Origin of the sequence: Streptomyces lasalocidi (assembly GCF_005280215.1) — a bacterium.
GTDB lineage: Bacteria > Actinomycetota > Actinomycetes > Streptomycetales > Streptomycetaceae > Streptomyces > Streptomyces longwoodensis.
Map to the genome: position 1 here is coordinate 6990164 of NZ_SZNQ01000001.1, position 18405 is coordinate 7008568.

Genomic DNA, 18405 nt, shown 5'->3' on the forward strand with positions numbered 1-18405 from the left:
TGGAATCGTGCCGCTGCTGAGGTGTCGTGGGGGTGCGGCGGGTCGTCGGCGGGCGACTGATGACACATGAAGAAGGATCAGTTGTTCACGCGGCGCCGCCTGTTGTTCGTCGGAGCCGGCGCACTGGGCGCGGCGGCCGGGACCGCCGGTCTGCTCGCCCGCCCCACCGGCGGGTCCTCCGCGGGCCCCGCCACCCCGGCCGCGGGCGCCCCGGCCCATCGCCTCCCGCTGAAGCCCTCCGCCTACCGCCTGCAGCCCCTCGCCGGGTACGGCCCGCCGCGCGCCGCTCCGCACCGCACGCTGCTGCGCCACGAGCCGCTGCTCCGCATCGACGGCCGCGGCCGCACCCTGGTGCTGACCTTCGACGACGGCCCCGACCCCCGCTGGACCCCGGGCATCCTGGACACGCTCGCCGAGTACGACGTGCGCGCCATGTTCTTCGTGTGCGGCGAGATGGCGTCCTACAACCCCCACCTGCTGGCGCGGATGGCCGACGAGGGCCACGTCGTCGGCAACCACACCTGGTCCCACCCCCTGCTGACCACACTCGGCCGCAGCGCGATCCGTTCGGAGATGGAGCGCACCTCCGACGTCATCGAGGACGCCTACGGCGAGCGGCCCGAGTGGTTCCGCGCGCCGTACGGCGCCTGGAACCGCACCGCCTTCCGACTCGGAGCCGAGATGGGCATGGACCCGCTCGCCTGGACGGTCGACACCCTCGACTGGACCACCCCGGGCACCGGCGCCATCGTGAAACGGGTCCAGCGCGGCGCCGCCCCCGGCGTCGTGGTGCTCTCGCACGACGCCGGGGGCGACCGCTCCCAGAGCGTCCAGGCGCTGCGCCGCTACCTGCCGCGCCTGCTGGACTCCGGCTACCACATCACCGTGCCGCACCGGCAGTACGCGTAGCGCGCGCTCCCGTCCCGCCCCCTGGTCGGGGTCCGCTCAGCGGACCCCGACCAGACGCGCGAAGACGACCACGTTCCCGTCGTACCCGTTCTGCTTGCTGAAGCCGCCGCCGCAGGTGATGACGCGCAACTCCGGTTCGCCCTTGGAGGCGTAGACGCGGTCGCCGGGGAAGTCGGCCTTCGCGAAGACCTCGACGCCGTAGATCTCGAAGACGGCCGTCCTGCCGTCCTGGCGGGCGACCTCGACGCGATTCCCCTTCTTCAGGGCCCCGAGACCGTAGAACACGGCGGGGCCCTGCGTGTTGTCGACGTGGCCGACGACGACCGCCGTCCCCTTCTCGCCGGGCGAGACCGCGCCGGTGAACCAGCCCGCGAGGTTGGGGTCCTCGGGCGGCGGCGCGCCGACCCAGCCGTCGGCGTCCAGACCGACCGGCATGACCGGCGCGTCCACCCGGATCGCGGGGATCCGGATCCGGTCCACCAGCGAGAACGGCAGGGCGGCCGGGGCCTGCCCGAAGGCGGCGCCCGGGACGCTGCGGCTGTCCGCGGCCGCCGCGGGGGCGGGCTGCGGCGGGCCGACGTCGAACTCTCCCGAACCGTTCCGGATGAGCGCGAGGCCGGTCAGCAGGACGAGCGCTATCACGCCCCAGGGGGCGCGCTTCCTCGGGCGCTCCTCCTCTTCCGGCATTGCGGACAGCTCGTAACCGGGCATTCGCCATCCCCTTTCGACGCGGCCGTCGCCCCGTCCTTGCGCGCGTACCAGCACGCTAAGCGCAGTGCCCGTGCCCGGCGACGGCACGGCGGCGAACGGGTGGCCGGAGCGAGGGGCGGTGCGCCATCCGAGTTGCCGCGCGGAGAATATTTCTGACGGTCCGTGACCTGCGGCGATATCCGATGGTGTGGTGCTCGGTCGGCGTGTTGCCTCACCAGGACGGACCAGCGCCGACATGCGGGCCCGTGCGGGGCGGCCGAGGGTCGGTCCGGGAGGTGCTTCCTCGCCGACAGACCGGGGACGGGCCCCGGGGCGCCTCCCGCGGAGGATCACATGCGCAACCCTCGCATCCTGGCCGCCTCGGCCGCCGCGGTCGCTGTCCTCGGGCTCGCCGCCCCCGTCGCCCTCGCCGATGGCATGGGCGGTGGCTCCGGCGCCGGCATGGGCGGTGGCCCTGGCGGTGGCATGGGCGGTGGCCCCGGTGGTGGCATGGGCGGTGGCCCTGGTGGTGGCATGGGCGGTGGCCCTGGTGGTGGCATGGGCGGTGGCCCCGGTGGTGGCATGGGCGGCGGGCAGAGCAACCTCTCCCCGAGCAACATCGTCGCCCTGCCCAGCGTCATCGCCCGCGGCGGCCAGTTGACGGTCACCGTCGACAACTGCCCCCGGGGCGGCACCATGACGTCCGCCGCCTTCCCCACGACCACGCTGACCCCGATCAACGGCGCCAACCACACCGCCAAGGGCACCGCCACGGTCAACAGCAACGCCCGTCCGGGTCCCTACGACATCACCGTCACCTGCACCGGCACGGGTTCGCTGACCCGCCCGGCGGCCTTCACCGTGATCGGCGGGGTGCGCGGCGGTCTCGGCGGCGGCAGCACCAGCGGGGCCACGCCCACCGACATGGCCATCGGCGGCGGGCTCGTCGCGGCCGCCCTGGTCGGCGGCGGGGTGTTCTGGATGCGCCGTCGCGCCGAACGCCGCGCCTGACCACGGGCCCTCACGGCCCACGCCCCTCGTCATCTCCCCATACGCACAACGGACTTCGACCCGGGCTCCCTGACAGGGAGCCCGGGTCGAAGTCCGTCCGGAAGGCGGTCGAACTGTCTGTGCGCCGTCCCCGCTCAGCCCTTGGCGTGCGGGAACAATTGCAGGAACGGCTCCGCCGACGCCGCGATGCCCCGGCTGTAGGGCGCGTCGAAGTCCCAGATGAGGAACAGCAGGAACGCGATCAGCGCGGAGAACAGCCCGGCGAGGATCAGCTCACGGGGCGTACGGCGGATCTGCAGGGCGAAGATCATGCCGATGGTGATCACCGCGCCGGTGATCAGTCCGAACCACACCACGCCCGGCATGGTCGGGTCGGTGGAGTTGGCGCGGGCGGCGCGTGCCTGGTCGACCGTGGCCACCTGGTCGACGAGCGGCTGGTAGGCCTGCGCCTCGAAGTCGTTGCGGGGCTGGTAGTCGGTGACGTCGGCGCGCAGGCGCTCGAGCAGCCGGTCGCCGCGCGGGGTCAGTTCGCCGTGGTCGGCCATCCGCTTCCACTCGACGGTGACGACCTGTCCGACATAGGCGTTGACATCCTCCCGAATGCGGTCACGGACGTCGGCCGGGTACACCCGGGCCCGCTCCGAGACCTCGTGCAGGGCCTGCGCCTCGGCCTGGACGTGGTCCTCGGCGGCGCCGCGCGCCTCCCACACGCCCGCGATGGCCAGGCCCAGCACGATGGCGTACACGACGCCGATCCACATCGTCATGTACTCGATGACGTCCGGGGTTTCGGAGGGATCCTCGTCCACCCGCGCCGTGCGGTGGCGCAGGAGGGTGATGACGACGACCACCGCGCAGGCGGCGAGCATCGCGAGGGTGAGAACAAGCCATTCCGGCAAGAGGTACCTCCAGGGGTGCGCTAGCGGGGCCGGAGTGCGGCGACGGCGACGATGGCGGGCGCGGTGATGAGCAGGACGTAGGTGACCGGCGACGGTCCGTGGTGCCGGACGTGCCGGGGCGGTGCCGCGTGGTACGCCGGGAAGTGCACGGGGGCCGCGGACGGGCTCGGCGGGGGCGCCGGCCTGGGCGGAGGCGTCGGCTTGGGTGTCGGCCTGGGCTTGGGTGCCGGGACGGGTACGGGCACCGGCCGGGCCGCGGGCGGCGGGGGCGGCGCGGGGGCGGGCGGGGCCGGCTTCGGCGGCGGGGGCTTCGGGGGCGGGGGCTTGGGCGGCGGGGTCGGCGTGGGCTTCGGCGGGGGGGGCGGGGGGGGGGGCGTGGGCTTCGGCGGCGGTGGTGTCGGGCTGGGCTTCGGGGGCTCGGGCGGTTTCGACGGGGGCGGGGTCGGCTTCGGGCACGGCGGGTCCGGCCAGTGGTGGCCGCCCGCGATCGCCACGGCCTCGATGCCGCCCGGGCCCGTCGACGCCCAGGCGCAGGCGTCGGCCGACGCCGTCCCGGCCGGCACGCCCGCGAGGATCCAGGCCGCCGTCGCCACCGCGGCCGTCCGGGCGACGAGCGCGCGGCGGGTCGCTGCGGGAGCGGATCGGGTCGTTTCGGGTCCATGCACGAGGCAGATCATCGGTCCTCGCGCCCGCGTGCGGGCCCGCGGGCGACCGTGATTGGCCCGAACGAAGGAAATCTGCGGGCGTCGGTTTGATCCGGTGACAGCCGTCCGGGTGATCTCACGCACACCCGTACGAAAGGTGTCCGAAACCCGGTGGCGAGACGGCCGACGGCCGCGCCGGAGCGCCCCCGACGCACAGGCGGCGGAAAGTTTTTCGTGCCGCCGTTGAACACGACACCCCGCCCCGTGCGTACCCCATGCCGTGCGGCGGCGCAGCAGGGCGCTGCAACACCCTTGCGAGGATCAGGGAGTTGACGATGAAGACCTCCTGGCGGAGCGCCTCTCTCGTGGCGAGCGCCGCGGCTGTGCTGGCGCTGACGACGGCGTGCGGTCAGGAAAGTGCCGGCAGCGCGGCGGGCAGCCAGAACGTGGGCGCCACCGCCCCGGCCGCCACCGGAGGCCTCGGCGCCGGCAGCGGCTACGGCGGCGTCGACGCGAGCGCCACCCCCGGCGCCGGGGCCGGCGCGGGCGCCAGCGCGCAGGGCGGCACCGCCGGTGAGCTGGCCGTCTCCGCCAACGCCGAGCTGGGCAAGATCCTGACCGACGGCAACGGCAAGACGCTGTACCGGTTCGACCAGGACACCGCCGAACCGCCGAAGTCCAACTGCGCCGGCGACTGCGCGACCGCCTGGCCGCCCGTGCCCGCCGACGGCGTGACCGCGAGCGACGGCATCGACAAGTCGCTGCTCGGCGAGGTCACCCGCGCCGACGGCACCAAGCAGCTCACGGTCGGCGGCTGGCCGGCCTACTACTACGCCAAGGACACCACGGCCGGTGACACCAGCGGCCAGGGCGTCGGCAACAAGTGGTTCGCGCTCGCTCCCGACGGCAAGAAGGCCAAGGTCAGCGCGCTGGCCGGACTGTCGGTGCGCAAGGACCCCAACCTCGGCGAGATCATCGTCGACCGCAACGGCATGACGGTCTACCGCTTCATGAAGGACGAGGCCTGGCCCAAGCCCGTGTCCGCCTGCACCGGCGCCTGCCTGGAGAAGTGGCCGGCCGTGGCGCCGGTCGGCGACGACGTCAAGGGCGTGCAGAAGAAGGGCCTGATGAGCTTCAGCCGGCCCGACGGGGTGAAGCAGCAGACCGTCAACTGCTGGCCCATCTACACCTTCTCCGGTGACAAGGCCCCCGGGGACATCAACGGCCAGGGAGTCGGCGGCACCTGGTACGCCGTCGCCCCCGACGGCAAGCCGGTCGGCGCGCCGAAGCAGTAACGGTCGCCTCCCCAGGGCTGATCCGCCCCTGCTCACGCGTCCGGCCCCGTCCGCCCCCTCCGCACCGCACGGAGGGGGCGGACCTCTGCGTTCCCCGGCCGGCGCCCGCGGGACGGAGCGTCGTCGTCGTTTCACCTTGTGTACGGGAACCGGACGCCGCCCCTTCGGGAACCGGAACGCTCCGCGATGCCTCCGGTACGTTTCGTAGGGACCGGTCGGCGCCCGCGGCGCGGCACGTGCCGCAGGCAGTGACCGGGAACGGACGGTCAATTTCCGGTTCCACTCGCTCCATTGGCGGGCGATCAGTAGCCTCTGCTCGAACACCGGATCGCCTACGCCTTGGAGAGATAGATGGAGCGTCCCGCCTGGGCCCCGCGGAGCATCGACATCTCGGTGCCCAGCGTCTCGCGCATCTACGACTTCTTCCTCGGCGGCTCCCACAACTTCGAAGTGGACCGCCAAGCGGCGCGCAGGGCCATGGAGTTCATGCCGGGACTGCCCAAGATCATGCAGGCGAACCGGGCGTTCACCCGGCGTGCGGTGCGGTACGCGGCGGCCGAGGGCATCACCCAGTTCCTCGACATCGGCTCGGGCATCCCCACGTTCGGCAACGTCCACGAGGTCGCCCAGGAGGCCAGTCCCGGCGCCCGGGTCGTCTACGTCGACCACGACCCGGTGGCCGTCGCGCACAGCCAGGCGGTGCTGGAGGGCAACCAGCACGCCGACGTCGTCGCGGCCGACCTGCTCAAGCCGCGGGAGATCCTCGCGAGTCCCCAGGTGCAGCGGCTGATCGACCCGGAGCGTCCGGTCGCCCTGCTGCTCGTTGCCATACTGCACTTCGTGGAGGACGAGGACGACCCGTACGCGGCGGTGGCCGAGCTGCGCGACGCCTGCGCGCCGGGCAGCATGCTGGTCCTCACGCACGCCTCGTACGAGGGGATCCCGCTGCCGCCGGAGCGGGCCGAGGGCGCGGTGGACGTGTACAAGGACATCCGCAACCCGCTGATCATGCGCTCGCGCGACGACATCGCGCGGTTCTTCGAGGGGTACGACATGGTGGAACCGGGACTGGTGCCGATGCCGCGGTGGCGGCCGGAGACGGCACCGGAGGACGAGGACCCCTTCGCCTTCTCGGGGTTCGCCGGCGTGGGGACCAGGGCGTGAGCGCGGAGCCGGACGGGCCGGAGGACAGACTGCGGCGGTTCGCGACGATCTGGAGCCGGGCGGTCTTCCCGGTCACCTCCACGTCGCTGACCCGGCCGGAGTTCGAGGAACTGCTGCTGCCGCTGGCCCGGCGCCTGCGCGTGGCGCTGCTGGCCCGGGCGTTCGACGCCGAGGAGGGCCGGGCCGTGGGTGCCGCCCTCGTCCGGGTGCACTGCACCGACCCCGAGGCGCTCAGCCGCGCGCTGGACTGCGTCGAGGCGTACCTGGTGCTGTACTGCGGCGAGGACGGCCCCCAGGAGGAGCTGCGGCTGCGCTCCTCCCGGCTCCAGCACGCCATGGCCGCCGGGTTCGCGCAGGCGCTGCGCGAGCGCACCCTCGGCGAGCAGGAGGCCATCGCCCGGGCGGCGTTGCAGGCCCAGGGCGTGGTCGCGCAGGCGCTGCACGCCAGTGAGGCCCGCTTCCGCGCGGTGTTCGAGGGCGCCGCCATAGGCATCGGCATCGCGGACCTCGACGGCAACGTCCTCCAGGTCAACGGCGCGCTGCAGCGCATGTTCGGCGGTGGCGAGGGCGCCTTCCGGGCCCGCAACGTCAAGGACTGGACGCACGCCGAGGACGCCCCCCAGGTCTGGAAGCTCTACGACGAGCTGGTGCGCGGCGAACGCGAGCACTACCACGTGGAGAAGGCCTTCTACCGGCCCGACGGCACGGTCCTGTGGACCAACCTCACGGTGTCCCTGCTGCGCGACGCCGACGGCCGGCCGCAGTACCAGCTGGCCCTGATGGAGGACACCACCGAGCGGCGGCTGCTGAACCTGCGGCTGCGCTACGAGGCCACCCACGACGCGCTCACCGGACTGCCCAACCGCACCCTGTTCTTCGAGCGGCTGGAGAAGGTCCTGGCGGCCGGCGAGGGCCAGCGCTTCGGCCTGTGCTACCTCGACCTGGACGGCTTCAAGACCATCAACGACAGCCTCGGCCACGCGGCCGGCGACCGGCTGCTCGTCGAGGTCGCCGACCGCCTCCAGTCCTGCGCCACCGCGCCCGGCGAGATGGTGGCCCGCCTGGGCGGCGACGAGTTCGTCGCGCTGACCACCGGCCCGAACGCCCGGCACGAGGTCGACGAGCTGGCCGCGCGCATCATGAACGCCCTGCTCGCCCCGGTCCGCATCGAGGGCCGGGAGCTGACCGTGCGCGGCAGCATCGGCATCGTCGAGGGCGCGGCGGGCGAGCGCAGCGCGGCGGAGGTGCTGCGCAGCGCCGACATCACGATGTACCGGGCCAAGTCGGCGGGCGGCAACCGCTTCGAGCTGGCCGATCCGGAGGCCGACGCCCGCGCGATCACCCGGCACGGCCTGACGACGGCACTGCCGGCGGCGCTGGAGCGCGGCGAGTTCTTCATCGAGTACCAGCCGCTGGTCCACCTCGGTGACGGCAGTGTGCGCGGCGCGGAGGCGCTGGTGCGCTGGCTGCACCCGCAGCACGGCGTGCTCGGTCCCGACCGGTTCATCCCGCTCGCCGAACACACCGGGCTCATCGTGCCGCTGGGCCGCTGGGTGCTGGAGCAGTCGGTGCGCCAGGCGCGCGACTGGTGCGAACGGTACGGCGACGGCGCGCCGTTGCGGATCAACGTGAACCTCTCGCCCTGCCAGCTCACCCACCCCGGCCTGGTGCAGGACACGGTGGACATCCTGGAGCGGGCGGGCGTCACACCGCAGGCGCTGTGCCTGGAGGTGACCGAGTCGGCGCTGATCGGAGCGGACGACGACCTGCTCAAGCCGCTGCGCCGGCTGGCCGAGATGGGCGTCGACATCGCGCTGGACGACTTCGGCACCGGCTACTCGAACCTGGCGAACCTGCGCCGGCTGCCGGTGAGCGTCCTCAAGCTGGACCGCTCCTTCACCCAGAGCATGCAGCAGTTCCCGGCCGACCCCGTCGACCTGAAGATCGTCGAGGGCATCGTCTCCCTGGCCCACAGCCTGGACCTCGCGGTCACGGTGGAGGGCGTGGAGACCGGGGCGCAGGCCGAGCAGCTGCGGATACTGGGCTGCGACACGGCCCAGGGCTGGTACTACGCGCGTCCGGGCCCGCCCGAGCGCCTGCACCAGCTGGCCCTGGTGGACGCCACGGGCTGAACCTGCCCGGCGCGGCTCCGCGCCGCGGGCCGCACCGGAGGTCACCGCTCCAGCAGCATCCGCTGCAGCTCGCGCGCGGCCCGCGGGGGAGCGACGTCACTGCGGTGGGCCAGCGCGATCGTGCGGTGCAGTCCGGGCCGGGCCAGTGGGGTGACCCGCAGGCCCCGGCCCGACCGGGCCGCCACCATGCGCGGGACCACGGCCACCCCGAGCCCCGCGCGGACGAAGCCCAGCACGGCGTCCATCTCGCCGCCCTCCACCGCGAAGGACGGTTCGAACCCGGCGGAACGGCACGCCGCGACGGTGAGGTCCCGCAGGTCGTAGCCGTGCCGGAACATCACCAGACGTTCGCCCGCCAGGTCGGCGACGTCCACGGTGCGCTTCCCGCCGCCGGGCCGGGGCGCGTCCGGCGAGGACACCACCACCAGGTCCTCCCGCAGCAGCTCCACGGTCGTCAGCGCGGGGGCCGGCGCGGGCAGCGGCAGCACCACCAGCGCCAGGTCCAGCGCGCCCCGGGCGAGTTCCCTGATCAGGTCGTGCGAGCCGCTCTCCTCGATCAGCAGCCGGACGCCCGGGTAGCGGTCGTGGAAGGCCCGCAGCACGTCCGGGAGCAGGCCGGTGCACAGGCTCGGGGTCGCGCCCAGCCGCACCCGGCCTCCGCGCAGCTGCACCAGCTCCTGCACCTCGTAGCGGGCCGTCTCGGCGTCCGCGAGGATCCGCCGGGCCAGCGGCAGCAGCGCCTCGCCCGCGTCGGTGAGCGCGATGTTGCCGCGGGCGCGCACGAACAGGTCGGCGCCGAGGTCCCGCTCCAGCGCCCTGATCTGCTGCGACAGCGACGGCTGGGCCACGTGCACCAGCTCGGCGGCCCGGGTGAAGTGCCGGGTCTCGGCGACGGCGACGAAGTACTGGAGCTGCTGGAACTGCATGGCGCCAGCATAAGGCCCCGATAGTCCGTGCCTATGGAATCAAGCCGGACCATGTCTTGGACCGATGGGGGGTCGGCCGCCTAGCGTCAGGTGCCATGGCACTGGCAACGCGGACGGACCGACGGCCCTCCCTGGCGCGCACCGTGTGGGACTCCTCCGTCGGCAAGAAGGCGGTGATGGCCGTCAGCGGCATCGTCATGCTGCTGTACCTGGTCGTCCACATGATCGGGAACCTGAAGATCTTCTTCGGCCCCGGGGAGTTCAACCACTACGCCCACTGGCTGCGCACGCTCGGCGAGCCGTTCATGCATTACGAGTGGACGCTCTGGCTGATCCGCGTCGTGCTCGTCGCCGCGGTCGTCGCCCACGCCGTGTCCGCCTACCAGCTCAGCCGACGCGACCTGCGGGCCCGCCCGAGCAAGTACGTCCACAAGAAGCCTCGGGCGAGCTACGCCACGCGCACCATGCGCTGGGGCGGCGTCATCCTCGGGCTGTTCATCGTCTGGCACCTCCTGGACCTGACCACCGGCACCGTCCACGCCGGCGGCTTCCAGGAGGGCCACCCGTACCAGAACGTCGTGGACACCTTCTCCACCTGGTACGGCAACGTCGTCTACATCGTCGCGATGCTCGCCCTCGGCCTGCACGTCCGGCACGGCTTCTTCAGCGCCGCCCAGACCCTCGGCGCCGGCAGCCGCACCCGCAACCGGGCCTTCAGGGCCGTCGCCGACGTCCTCGCGCTGCTGCTCACGGCCGGCTTCGTCGCCGTCCCCGTGGGCGTCATGACCGGAGTGGTGAGCTGACATGACCGACTACGTGACCTACACGACCGGCGCCCCGGTCGCCGACACCAAGGCGCCCTCCGGCCCGGTCCACGAGCGCTGGGACACCCGCCGCTTCGAGGCGAAGCTGGTCAACCCCGCCAACCGCCGCAAGCACACGGTGATCGTCGTCGGCACCGGCCTCGCGGGCGGCTCGGCCGGCGCCACCCTGGCCGAACAGGGCTACCACGTCGTCCAGTTCTGCTACCAGGACTCCCCGCGCCGGGCCCACTCCATCGCCGCCCAAGGGGGTATCAACGCGGCGAAGAACTACCGCAACGACGGCGACTCGGTCCATCGCCTGTTCTACGACACCGTCAAGGGCGGCGACTTCCGGGCCCGCGAGTCCAACGTGCACCGCCTGGCGCAGATCTCGGTCGAGATCATCGACCAGTGCGTGGCCCAGGGCGTGCCGTTCGCCCGCGAGTACGGCGGCCTGCTGGACACCCGCTCCTTCGGCGGCGTCCAGGTCTCCCGCACCTTCTACGCCCGCGGCCAGACGGGCCAGCAGCTGCTGCTCGGCGCCTATCAGGCCCTGTCGCGGCAGATCGCCGCCGGCGCCGTGGAGTTGCACCCGCGCACCGAGATGCTGGACCTGATCGTCGTCGACGGGCGGGCCCGCGGCATCGTGGCCCGGGACCTGGTCACGGGGACGGTCTCGACGTACTTCGCGGACGCGGTGGTCCTCGCCAGCGGCGGCTACGGCAACGTCTTCTACCTGTCGACGAACGCCATGAACTCCAACGCCACCGCCGTGTGGCGGGCGCACCGGCGCGGCGCGTACTTCGCCAACCCCTGCTTCACCCAGATCCACCCCACGTGCATCCCGCGCACCGGCGACCACCAGTCCAAGCTGACGCTGATGAGCGAGTCGCTGCGCAACGACGGCCGGATCTGGGTGCCCCGGGCCAAGGGCGACACCCGGCCCCCGCACCAGATCCCCGAGGACGAGCGCGACTACTACCTGGAGCGCATCTACCCCTCCTTCGGCAACCTCGTCCCCCGGGACATCGCCTCCCGCGCCGCGAAGAACGTCTGCGACGAGGGCCGGGGCGTCGGACCCGGCGGCCAGGGCGTCTACCTGGACTTCGCGGATGCGATCCGGCGCCTGGGACGCGGGGCCGTCGAGGCCAAGTACGGCAACCTCTTCGACATGTACCAGCGGATCACCGACGAGGACCCGTACCGGGTGCCGATGCGGATCTACCCCGCCGTGCACTACACGATGGGCGGCCTGTGGGTCGACTACGACCTGCAGACCACGATCCCCGGCCTGTTCGCGATCGGTGAGGCCAACTTCTCCGACCACGGCGCCAACCGGCTCGGCGCGTCCGCGCTGATGCAGGGCCTGGCCGACGGCTACTTCGTGCTGCCGGCCACCATCAACGACTACCTCGCCCGCAACCCCGGCCTCGACCCGGTGGACGACGAACACCCCGTCGTACAGGAGGCGGTGGCCGAGACGCAGGACCGGCTGCACCTGCTGCTGTCGGTCGACGGCGACCGCACGCCGGACAGCTTCCACCGCGAGGTCGGCGAGCTGATGTGGGAGTTCTGCGGCATGGCCCGCACGGAGTCGGGGCTGCGCAAGGCCCTGGAGCGCATCCCGCAGATCCGCGAGGAGTTCTGGCGGCGCATCAAGGTGCCCGGCACCGGCGAGGAGTTCAACCAGTCGCTGGAGAAGGCCAACCGGATCGTCGACTACCTGGAGCTCGCCGAGCTGATGTGCCTCGACGCGCTGCACCGCGCCGAGTCCTGCGGCGGCCACTTCCGCGAGGAGTCGCAGACGCCCGACGGCGAGGCCGCCCGCCGGGACGAGGAGTTCTCCTACGCGGCGGCCTGGGAGTTCACCGGCACCGGCGCGGCCCCCGTCCTGCACAAGGAAGACCTGGCCTTCGAGTACGTCCACCCCACTCAGCGGAGCTACGCATGAAGCTCACCCTGCGCGTCTGGCGGCAGAAGAACGCCGACGCCGACGGCGCCATGTCCACGTACGAGGTGGACGGCGTCTCGCCCGACATGTCCTTCCTGGAGATGCTCGACACGCTCAACGAGGAGCTCATCCTCAAGGGCGAGGACCCCGTGGCCTTCGACCACGACTGCCGCGAGGGCATCTGCGGCGCGTGCTCCCTGGTGATCAACGGCGACGCGCACGGCCCCGAGCGCACCACCGCCTGCCAGCTGCACATGCGGTCCTTCCGGGACGGCGACACCCTCGACATCGAGCCGTGGCGGGCGTCCGCCTTCCCGGTGATCAAGGACCTCGTGGTGGACCGGTCGGCGTTCGACCGGATCATCCAGGCCGGCGGGTACATCACCGCGCCGACCGGGTCCGCGCCGGAGGCGCACGCCACACCGGTGCCCAAGCCGGACGCCGACCTCGCCTTCGAGCACGCCGAGTGCATCGGCTGCGGGGCGTGCGTGGCGGCCTGCCCCAACGGGGCGGCGATGCTGTTCACCTCCGCGAAGGTCAACCACCTCAACGTGCTGCCGCAGGGCGCGCCCGAGCGCGAGACCCGGGTGCTCGACATGGTGGCGCAGATGGACGAGGAGGGCTTCGGCGGCTGCACCCTCGCCGGCGAGTGCGCCACCGCCTGCCCCAAGGGCATCCCGCTGACCTCCATCACCAGCATGAACAAGGAATGGCTGCGCGCGACCCGCAAGGTCGCCAAGCGCTAGGGAACAACCCTCAGAGACGTTCGCCGCACAGGGCGGACGGGCGGGGCCGGGAGTGGTGCTCATCCCCGGCCCCGTCTGGGTTCCCCGGGCTGTTCAACAACCTCACACCCACGCTCCTGGCAACGGTCACGTACACGCCAACCGCCGTCGGAAGAACAGGACCGGCGGCACCGCTCGCCGCCGACGGCCCGTGACCAGGAGAGAGCCATGACCGGCGTTCCCACCCTCGACCGACCCCCGCAGAGCACGGCCCCCACCCGCTACACCGTCGGCCTGGCCCGTGACGAGGAGGACGTGCGGGCCGCGCAGCGACTGCGGCACGACGTGTTCGCCGGGGAGATGGGCGCCCTGCTGACCAGCCCGCAGCCCGGCCACGACGTCGACCCGTTCGACGCGTACTGCGACCACCTGCTGGTCCGCGACACGCTGACCGGGCAGGTCGTCGGCACCTACCGGCTGCTCCCGCCGGAGCGCGCCGCGATCGCCGGACGGCTGTACTCGGAGAGCGAGTTCGACCTGTCCCCGCTGCACGCGATCCGTCCCGGCCTGGTCGAGGTCGGCCGGTCCTGCGTGCACCCCGACCACCGCGACGGCGCCGTCATCGGCCTGATCTGGGCCGGCATCGCCCGCTACATGGTCGACGGCGGCCACGAGTGGCTGGCCGGCTGCTGCTCGGTCCCGCTGGCCGACGGCGGCTCCCTCGCGGCCGCCACCTGGGACCGGGTGCGCGACAAGCACCTCGCGCCCGAGGAGTACCGGGTCCGCCCGCTGCTGCCCTGGACGCCGGGCGCGCGGTCCGCGCCGGCCGCCCGCACCGAGCTGCCCGCCCTGCTGCGCGGCTACCTCCGCCTCGGCGCCTGGGTGTGCGGCGAGCCCGCCCACGACCCGGACTTCGGGGTGGCCGACCTCTACGTGCTGCTGTCGATGCGCCGGGTCAACCCGCGCTACCTGCGGCACTTCCTCTCCCTCGTGCCCGCCGCGGCCTGATGAGCGTCTGGCTGCCCGGCGCGCCCTGCACCCCGCGGGCGTGCATCGACGCCACCTCGCGGGCCACGGCCGCGCCCCGTGCCGTGGCCCGGCTCACCGCCGTCGTCCTGCTGCTGCTCGCCGGCATCGCCCTGACCCCGCTCGGCGGACGCCTGCCCGCCGGGTGGGTGCGGGGCTGGGCCCGTGCGGTCGTGCGCGCGGCCGGCGTACGGGTGCGCATCACCGGGGCGGCCCCGCCCGACGGCGGACTGCTGCTGGTCGCCAACCACATCTCCTGGCTGGACGTGCCGCTGCTCGCGGCCGTCCGCCCGGCCCGGATGGTCGCCAAGCAGGAGATCCGGACCTGGCCGGTGGCGGGCCGGATCGTCGCGCGCGGCGGCGTGCTGTTCATCGACCGGGACCGGCTGCGCGCACTGCCCGCCACCGTCGCCCACCTCGCCGACGTGCTGCGCCGCGGACAGGCCGTGGCGGTGTTCCCCGAGGGCAGCACCTGGTGCGGACGCGCCCAGGGCCGCTTCCGCCGGGCCGCGTTCCAGGCCGCGCTCGACGCCGGGGTCCCGGTGCAGCCGGTGCGCATCCGCTACCGCACCGGGGGCGGAGCGGCCAGCACCGCCCCCGCGTTCATCGGCGACGACTCGCTGCTCGCCTCGCTGTGGCGGGTGGTCACGGCCCGCGGCCTGGTGGCCGACGTGGACGTACGGCCGCGGCTCGCGCCGCACGGCACCCGCCGGGATCTCGCCGCGGCGGCCGAGACGGCCGCGCGGGGCGCCGACGCGTATGCGTCCACGCACACCCCGCACCTCCGGCCGGCCCGGGCTATGCGGGGCGGGACCGCTCAGCGCACCACGCCGGCCAGCAGCCGGTAGGAGTCCAGCAGCGCCTCGCGGTCGTGGGTGCTGGTCGTGACCAGCACCTCGTCGGCCTCCGTCTCCTTCAGCAGGGCCTCCAGCTCCCCGGCGACCTGCTCGGGCGTGCCCGCGATGTGCCCGGTGAGACCGGACTCGTAGAAGCCGCGCTCCTTGTCGGTCATCGTGCGCCGCTCGACCTCCTCGGCCGGCGGCAGCGGCGGGAACGTGCCGTGCGTGCGGGAGTACGCCATCGACCACGCCTCCGGGACCAGCAGCCGCCGGGCCGCCTCGGGCGTGGGGGCGACCGCGACCGTGCCGGAGACGACCACGTAGGGCTGCTGCGCCCAGGGGGAGGGGCGGAAGGCGGCCCGGTAGCGGTCGATCCCGCGCCGCATCCGGTCCCGGCCGCGCAGGTCGCCGATGACCAGGGGCAGGCCCAGCCGGGCGGCGACGTCCGCGCCCTCGCCCATCGCCAGGACGAACGGCGGTACGCCCAGCCCCTCCGCGGGCCGCGCGTGCACACCGGTGGGGGAGGTGCCCCGGAACCAGCCGAGCAGCTCCTCGATCTGGGCGGCGAAGTCCTCGGCGTCCTCCTTGTCCCGCCCGAGGGCCCGGCGCACCCCGTCCGTGAAGCCGACGGAGCGGCCGAGCCCCATGTCGATCCGGCCCGGGAACAGCGACTCCAGCACACCGAACTGCTCGGCGACGACCAGCGGGCGGTGGTTGGGCAGCATCACCCCGCCCGTGCCGACCCGGATGCGCTCGGTGGCGCCCGCCACGGCCGCCGCCAGCACCGTCGGCGCCGACCCGGCCACGCCCGGCACCCCGTGGTGCTCGGCCACCCAGAAGCGGTGGTACCCGAGCGCCTCCACCTCCCGCGCCAGCCGCACGGTGTCGCGCAGCGCCTCCCCGGGCGGGCGCCCCTCACGGATGCGGGAGCGGTCGAGGACGGAGAAGCGGGTACGCACGGTCAACGGGTTCGACGGGTTCGACGGGTTCACACGAGGTTCAACGCCCTCCGGCCCCCGGCATTCCGACGGCCCCGGCGCGGGAGCGACTGTCAGGGGGCCCGCCTAGGCTGGCCGCGTGACCGACAGTGCGCGGCGGCCGCTCGCCGTCTTCGACCTGGACAACACGCTCGCCGACACCGCGCACCGCCAGCGCTTCCTGGAGCGGCGGCCACGGGACTGGGACGCCTTCTTCGCCGCCGCCCCGCAGGACCCGCCGCTGGCCGAGGGCATCGCGCTGGCCGTGCAGAGCGCCGCCGCCTGCGAGGTCGTCTACCTCACCGGGCGGCCGGAGCGCTGCCGCCGGGACACCCTGGAGTGGCTCGCCGCGCACGGGTGCCCCGAGGGGCGGGTGTACATGCGGCGCGACGGCGACCGCCGGCCCGCGCGCCGCACCAAGCTGGAGATCCTGGGCCGGCTGGCCCGCGCCCGCGACGTCCGCGTCGTGGTGGACGACGACCCTCTGGTCTGCGACGACGCCGAGCACGCCGGCTTCACGGTCGTACGGGCCACCTGGGCGACCCCGTCGGGCACGCTGCGCCAGGCCCAGGAGGGCGACGGCCGGACCTGAGCCCCGGAGCGGACCCGGGCCCGCGACCGGCGGGAGCCCCCGCGGTCCCCGGCACCGTCACTCGCCCGCGCTGTCGCCCTCCTCCAGGCGGAAGCCCACCTTCAGGCCCACCTGCCAGTGCGCGACGTCGCCGTCCTCGAGCTGGCCGCGCACCTGGGTCACCTCGAACCAGTCCAGGTTGCGCAACGTCTGCGAGGCGCGGGTGATGCCGTTGCGGATGGCCTGGTCGACGCCGTCCGGGGACGTGCCGACGATCTCGGTGACCCGGTAGGTGTGGTTCGTCATGGCTGTTCCTCTCGGGAGACGGCCGCGTCCCGCGATGTGGCACGCGTCACTCCACCGTGCCGCAAGCTGCGGCGCGGCGCGAGGCGTCGGCGCGAGATCCCCGCGCAGCCCTTGACCTCCGGATTGGTCCATACCAAAATCCAGGTCACCCGTACGAGCGCTGCGCTCGGTCCCCCACGTCGGGCCCCTCGCCCCTGTCCACCAGGCAGAACAAGGACCCTCGTGAGACGACGACGCCTCCTCGCCCTCCTGTGCGTGTCCGCATCCCTCCTGAGCGGCTGCGGCCTGCTGCCCGGAGGGTCCGAACGGCACACGGTCACCGTGTGGTTGATGAAGGACAGTGCCTCCCAGGAGTTCCTGGAGCGCTTCACGAAGGACTTCGAGCACGAACACCCCGACCTCCGCCTGGACATCCGCATCCAGGAGTGGACCGGCATCGGCGACAAGGTGCAGAAGGTCCTGGCGGGCGGCCGGCCGGGCGACGAGGAGGGCAACCACCCCGACGCCCCGGACGTCATCGAGGTGGGCAACACCCAGGTCCCGCAGTACGTCGAAGGCGGCCGGCTGCTCGACCTGACGCTGGAGTCGGCCCGCGACTGGGGCGGCAAAGACTGGCTGCCCGGCCTCGCCGAGCCCGGCCAACTCCGCTACCACCAGTACGGGATCCCCTGGTACGCCGCCAACCGCGTGGTCATCTACCGCAAGGACCTCTTCGCCCGGGCCGGCGTCACCGCGCCGCCCCGCACCCGCGCCCAGTGGCTCGACGTCACCGAGCGGCTGGACGGCGACGGCACGCAGGGCATCTACCTCGCGGGACAGGACTGGTACACCCTCGCCGGGTTCATCTGGGACGAGGGCGGCGAACTCGCCACCGAGGAGGGCGGCCGCTGGTCGGGCGCCCTGGACAGCCCCGCCGCCCTCCGCGGCATGGACTTCTACCGGCGGCTGCACGCCCTCGGTGAGGGACCGGCCGACGCCGACGAGGAACACCCGCCGCAGGCCGGTGTGTTCGCGTCCGGGAAGGCCGCCCAGATCGTCGCCGTGCCCGGCCTCGCCCGGGCGATCCTGGACAGCAACCCGGAGCTGAAGGGCAAGCTGGGGTTCTTCCCGGTGCCGGGCCACGCCGCCGGCAAGCCGGGCGCCGTCTTCACCGGCGGCTCGGACCTGGTCGTCCCGCGCTCGACCGACCGGCGCGAGGACGCGATCGCCGTGGTCGCCGCGCTGACCGGCGCCCGCTGGGACACCGACCTGGCCCGCACCATGAACTACGTGCCCAACAAGGCGAAGCTGGCCTCGGCGGTGGCCGGTGAGGAGGGGGTCGCGGCCATGGCGGCCGGAGCCGCGCAGGGCCGGGCGACCCCCAGCACACCCGAGTGGGCCGCCGTCGAGGCGGACAACCCGATCAAGGCCTACATGACGAAGGTGCTCACCGGCTCCGACCCGGCGACCGAGGCCCGCCGCGCCTCCGAGCGGATCACGGAGGCGCTCACGGTCGACGCCGGCTGACCGGGGCCGGCCGGGGCCCGGTCCCCGGCCG

Annotated in this window: 18 protein-coding genes; 12 read left to right on the forward strand and 6 right to left on the reverse strand. The window is 73.5% G+C overall.

Annotated features, from left to right (window positions below):
- Positions 1–66: 66 nt before the first annotated feature.
- Positions 67–909: a polysaccharide deacetylase family protein gene (locus E4U91_RS31595; protein ID WP_174867885.1), complete on the forward strand. Its 843-nt coding sequence runs from the start codon at positions 67–69 to the stop codon at positions 907–909.
- A 36-nt stretch (positions 910–945) separates the two neighbouring features.
- On the opposite strand, the gene E4U91_RS31600 is transcribed toward E4U91_RS31595, so the two are convergent.
- The gene (locus E4U91_RS31600; protein WP_137309972.1) at positions 946–1620 is read right to left on the reverse strand and encodes a class F sortase; all 675 of its coding nucleotides are present in this window, start codon (positions 1618–1620) and stop codon (positions 946–948) included.
- Between the two features lie 537 nt (positions 1621–2157).
- On the opposite strand from E4U91_RS31600, the gene E4U91_RS38580 reads away from it, so the two are divergent.
- On the forward strand, positions 2158–2610 hold the full coding sequence (locus tag E4U91_RS38580) for a hypothetical protein (protein WP_241678912.1): 453 nt from the start codon (positions 2158–2160) through the stop codon (positions 2608–2610).
- Positions 2611–2744: 134 nt separating this feature from the next.
- Here E4U91_RS38580 and E4U91_RS31610 read toward each other — a convergent pair whose 3' ends face one another.
- Both E4U91_RS31610 and E4U91_RS31615 read right to left on the reverse strand, forming a co-directional pair.
- Positions 2745–3509: a bestrophin-like domain gene (locus E4U91_RS31610; protein WP_137300787.1), complete on the reverse strand. Its 765-nt coding sequence runs from the start codon at positions 3507–3509 to the stop codon at positions 2745–2747.
- Positions 3510–3529: 20 nt separating this feature from the next.
- On the reverse strand, positions 3530–4174 hold the full coding sequence (locus E4U91_RS31615; RefSeq protein WP_168218200.1) for a hypothetical protein: 645 nt from the start codon (positions 4172–4174) through the stop codon (positions 3530–3532).
- 314 nt (positions 4175–4488) lie between these two features.
- On the opposite strand from E4U91_RS31615, the gene E4U91_RS31620 reads away from it, so the two are divergent.
- From E4U91_RS31620 to E4U91_RS31630, 3 genes are all read left to right on the forward strand, one after another.
- Entirely contained in the window at positions 4489–5448 is a 960-nt protein-coding gene (locus tag E4U91_RS31620) for an SCO0930 family lipoprotein (RefSeq protein WP_137309974.1), read from the forward strand.
- Between the two features lie 351 nt (positions 5449–5799).
- Positions 5800–6612, forward strand: a complete 813-nt coding sequence (locus tag E4U91_RS31625) for an SAM-dependent methyltransferase (protein WP_137309975.1) — start codon at positions 5800–5802, stop codon at positions 6610–6612.
- Positions 6609–8744, forward strand: coding sequence for a putative bifunctional diguanylate cyclase/phosphodiesterase (locus E4U91_RS31630; protein ID WP_137309976.1), 2136 nt, complete (start codon positions 6609–6611; stop codon positions 8742–8744). Before E4U91_RS31625 ends, E4U91_RS31630 begins: the two co-directional genes overlap by 4 nt.
- A 41-nt stretch (positions 8745–8785) precedes the next feature.
- On the opposite strand, the gene E4U91_RS31635 is transcribed toward E4U91_RS31630, so the two are convergent.
- Positions 8786–9670 (reverse strand): LysR family transcriptional regulator, encoded by an 885-nt coding sequence (locus tag E4U91_RS31635; protein WP_137309977.1) that lies wholly within the window; start codon positions 9668–9670, stop codon positions 8786–8788.
- A gap of 131 nt (positions 9671–9801) precedes the next feature.
- On the opposite strand from E4U91_RS31635, the gene E4U91_RS31640 reads away from it, so the two are divergent.
- The 5 genes from E4U91_RS31640 (at position 9802) to E4U91_RS31660 (ending at position 15023) form a co-directional block, all read left to right on the forward strand.
- Positions 9802–10473 carry a succinate dehydrogenase gene (locus E4U91_RS31640; protein WP_137311100.1) on the forward strand — a complete coding sequence of 224 codons (672 nt, stop codon included), beginning with the start codon at positions 9802–9804 and terminating at the stop codon, positions 10471–10473.
- A gap of 1 nt (position 10474) precedes the next feature.
- On the forward strand, positions 10475–12424 hold the full coding sequence (locus E4U91_RS31645; RefSeq protein WP_137309978.1) for a fumarate reductase/succinate dehydrogenase flavoprotein subunit: 1950 nt from the start codon (positions 10475–10477) through the stop codon (positions 12422–12424).
- A complete protein-coding gene (locus E4U91_RS31650; protein ID WP_137309979.1) occupies positions 12421–13170 on the forward strand; it encodes a succinate dehydrogenase/fumarate reductase iron-sulfur subunit in 750 nt (249 codons plus the stop codon). Before E4U91_RS31645 ends, E4U91_RS31650 begins: the two co-directional genes overlap by 4 nt.
- A 207-nt stretch (positions 13171–13377) precedes the next feature.
- Entirely contained in the window at positions 13378–14157 is a 780-nt protein-coding gene (locus E4U91_RS31655; RefSeq protein ID WP_137309980.1) for a GNAT family N-acetyltransferase, read from the forward strand.
- Complete coding sequence (locus tag E4U91_RS31660) at positions 14157–15023, forward strand: lysophospholipid acyltransferase family protein (protein WP_137309981.1); 867 nt, start codon at positions 14157–14159, stop codon at positions 15021–15023. The genes E4U91_RS31655 and E4U91_RS31660 overlap by 1 nt, the downstream gene beginning before the upstream one ends.
- Here E4U91_RS31660 and E4U91_RS31665 read toward each other — a convergent pair.
- A complete protein-coding gene (locus tag E4U91_RS31665) occupies positions 14993–15979 on the reverse strand; it encodes an LLM class flavin-dependent oxidoreductase (protein ID WP_137309982.1) in 987 nt (328 codons plus the stop codon). The two genes, E4U91_RS31660 and E4U91_RS31665, sit on opposite strands and share 31 nt — an antisense overlap.
- A 112-nt stretch (positions 15980–16091) precedes the next feature.
- On the opposite strand from E4U91_RS31665, the gene E4U91_RS31670 reads away from it, so the two are divergent.
- Positions 16092–16583 carry a phosphatase domain-containing protein gene (locus E4U91_RS31670; RefSeq protein WP_137309983.1) on the forward strand — a complete coding sequence of 164 codons (492 nt, stop codon included), beginning with the start codon at positions 16092–16094 and terminating at the stop codon, positions 16581–16583.
- Positions 16584–16640: 57 nt separating this feature from the next.
- Here the strand turns inward: E4U91_RS31670 and E4U91_RS31675 are convergent, their stop codons facing one another.
- Positions 16641–16868, reverse strand: a complete 228-nt coding sequence (locus E4U91_RS31675) for a dodecin (protein ID WP_137300798.1) — start codon at positions 16866–16868, stop codon at positions 16641–16643.
- Between the two features lie 222 nt (positions 16869–17090).
- Here E4U91_RS31675 and E4U91_RS31680 point away from each other — a divergent pair, with 222 nt between their 5' ends.
- On the forward strand, positions 17091–18374 hold the full coding sequence (locus E4U91_RS31680; protein ID WP_137309984.1) for an extracellular solute-binding protein: 1284 nt from the start codon (positions 17091–17093) through the stop codon (positions 18372–18374).
- Positions 18375–18405 lie beyond the last annotated feature (31 nt).

Bases quoted from the DNA above. Each gene is read 5' to 3' on its own strand.
- E4U91_RS31675 (WP_137300798.1), bottom strand. From the start codon at position 16,868: ATGACGAACCACACCTACCGGGTCACCGAGATCGTCGGCACGTCCCCG.
- E4U91_RS31650 (WP_137309979.1), top strand. From the start codon at position 12,421: ATGAAGCTCACCCTGCGCGTCTGGCGGCAGAAGAACGCCGACGCCGAC.
- E4U91_RS31660 (WP_137309981.1), top strand. From the start codon at position 14,157: ATGAGCGTCTGGCTGCCCGGCGCGCCCTGCACCCCGCGGGCGTGCATC.
- E4U91_RS31655 (WP_137309980.1), top strand. From the start codon at position 13,378: ATGACCGGCGTTCCCACCCTCGACCGACCCCCGCAGAGCACGGCCCCC.
- E4U91_RS31645 (WP_137309978.1), top strand. From the start codon at position 10,475: ATGACCGACTACGTGACCTACACGACCGGCGCCCCGGTCGCCGACACC.
- E4U91_RS31600 (WP_137309972.1), bottom strand. From the start codon at position 1,620: ATGCCCGGTTACGAGCTGTCCGCAATGCCGGAAGAGGAGGAGCGCCCG.
- E4U91_RS38580 (WP_241678912.1), top strand. From the start codon at position 2,158: ATGGGCGGTGGCCCCGGTGGTGGCATGGGCGGCGGGCAGAGCAACCTC.
- E4U91_RS31620 (WP_137309974.1), top strand. From the start codon at position 4,489: ATGAAGACCTCCTGGCGGAGCGCCTCTCTCGTGGCGAGCGCCGCGGCT.
- E4U91_RS31635 (WP_137309977.1), bottom strand. From the start codon at position 9,670: ATGCAGTTCCAGCAGCTCCAGTACTTCGTCGCCGTCGCCGAGACCCGG.
- E4U91_RS31625 (WP_137309975.1), top strand. From the start codon at position 5,800: ATGGAGCGTCCCGCCTGGGCCCCGCGGAGCATCGACATCTCGGTGCCC.
- E4U91_RS31595 (WP_174867885.1), top strand. From the start codon at position 67: ATGAAGAAGGATCAGTTGTTCACGCGGCGCCGCCTGTTGTTCGTCGGA.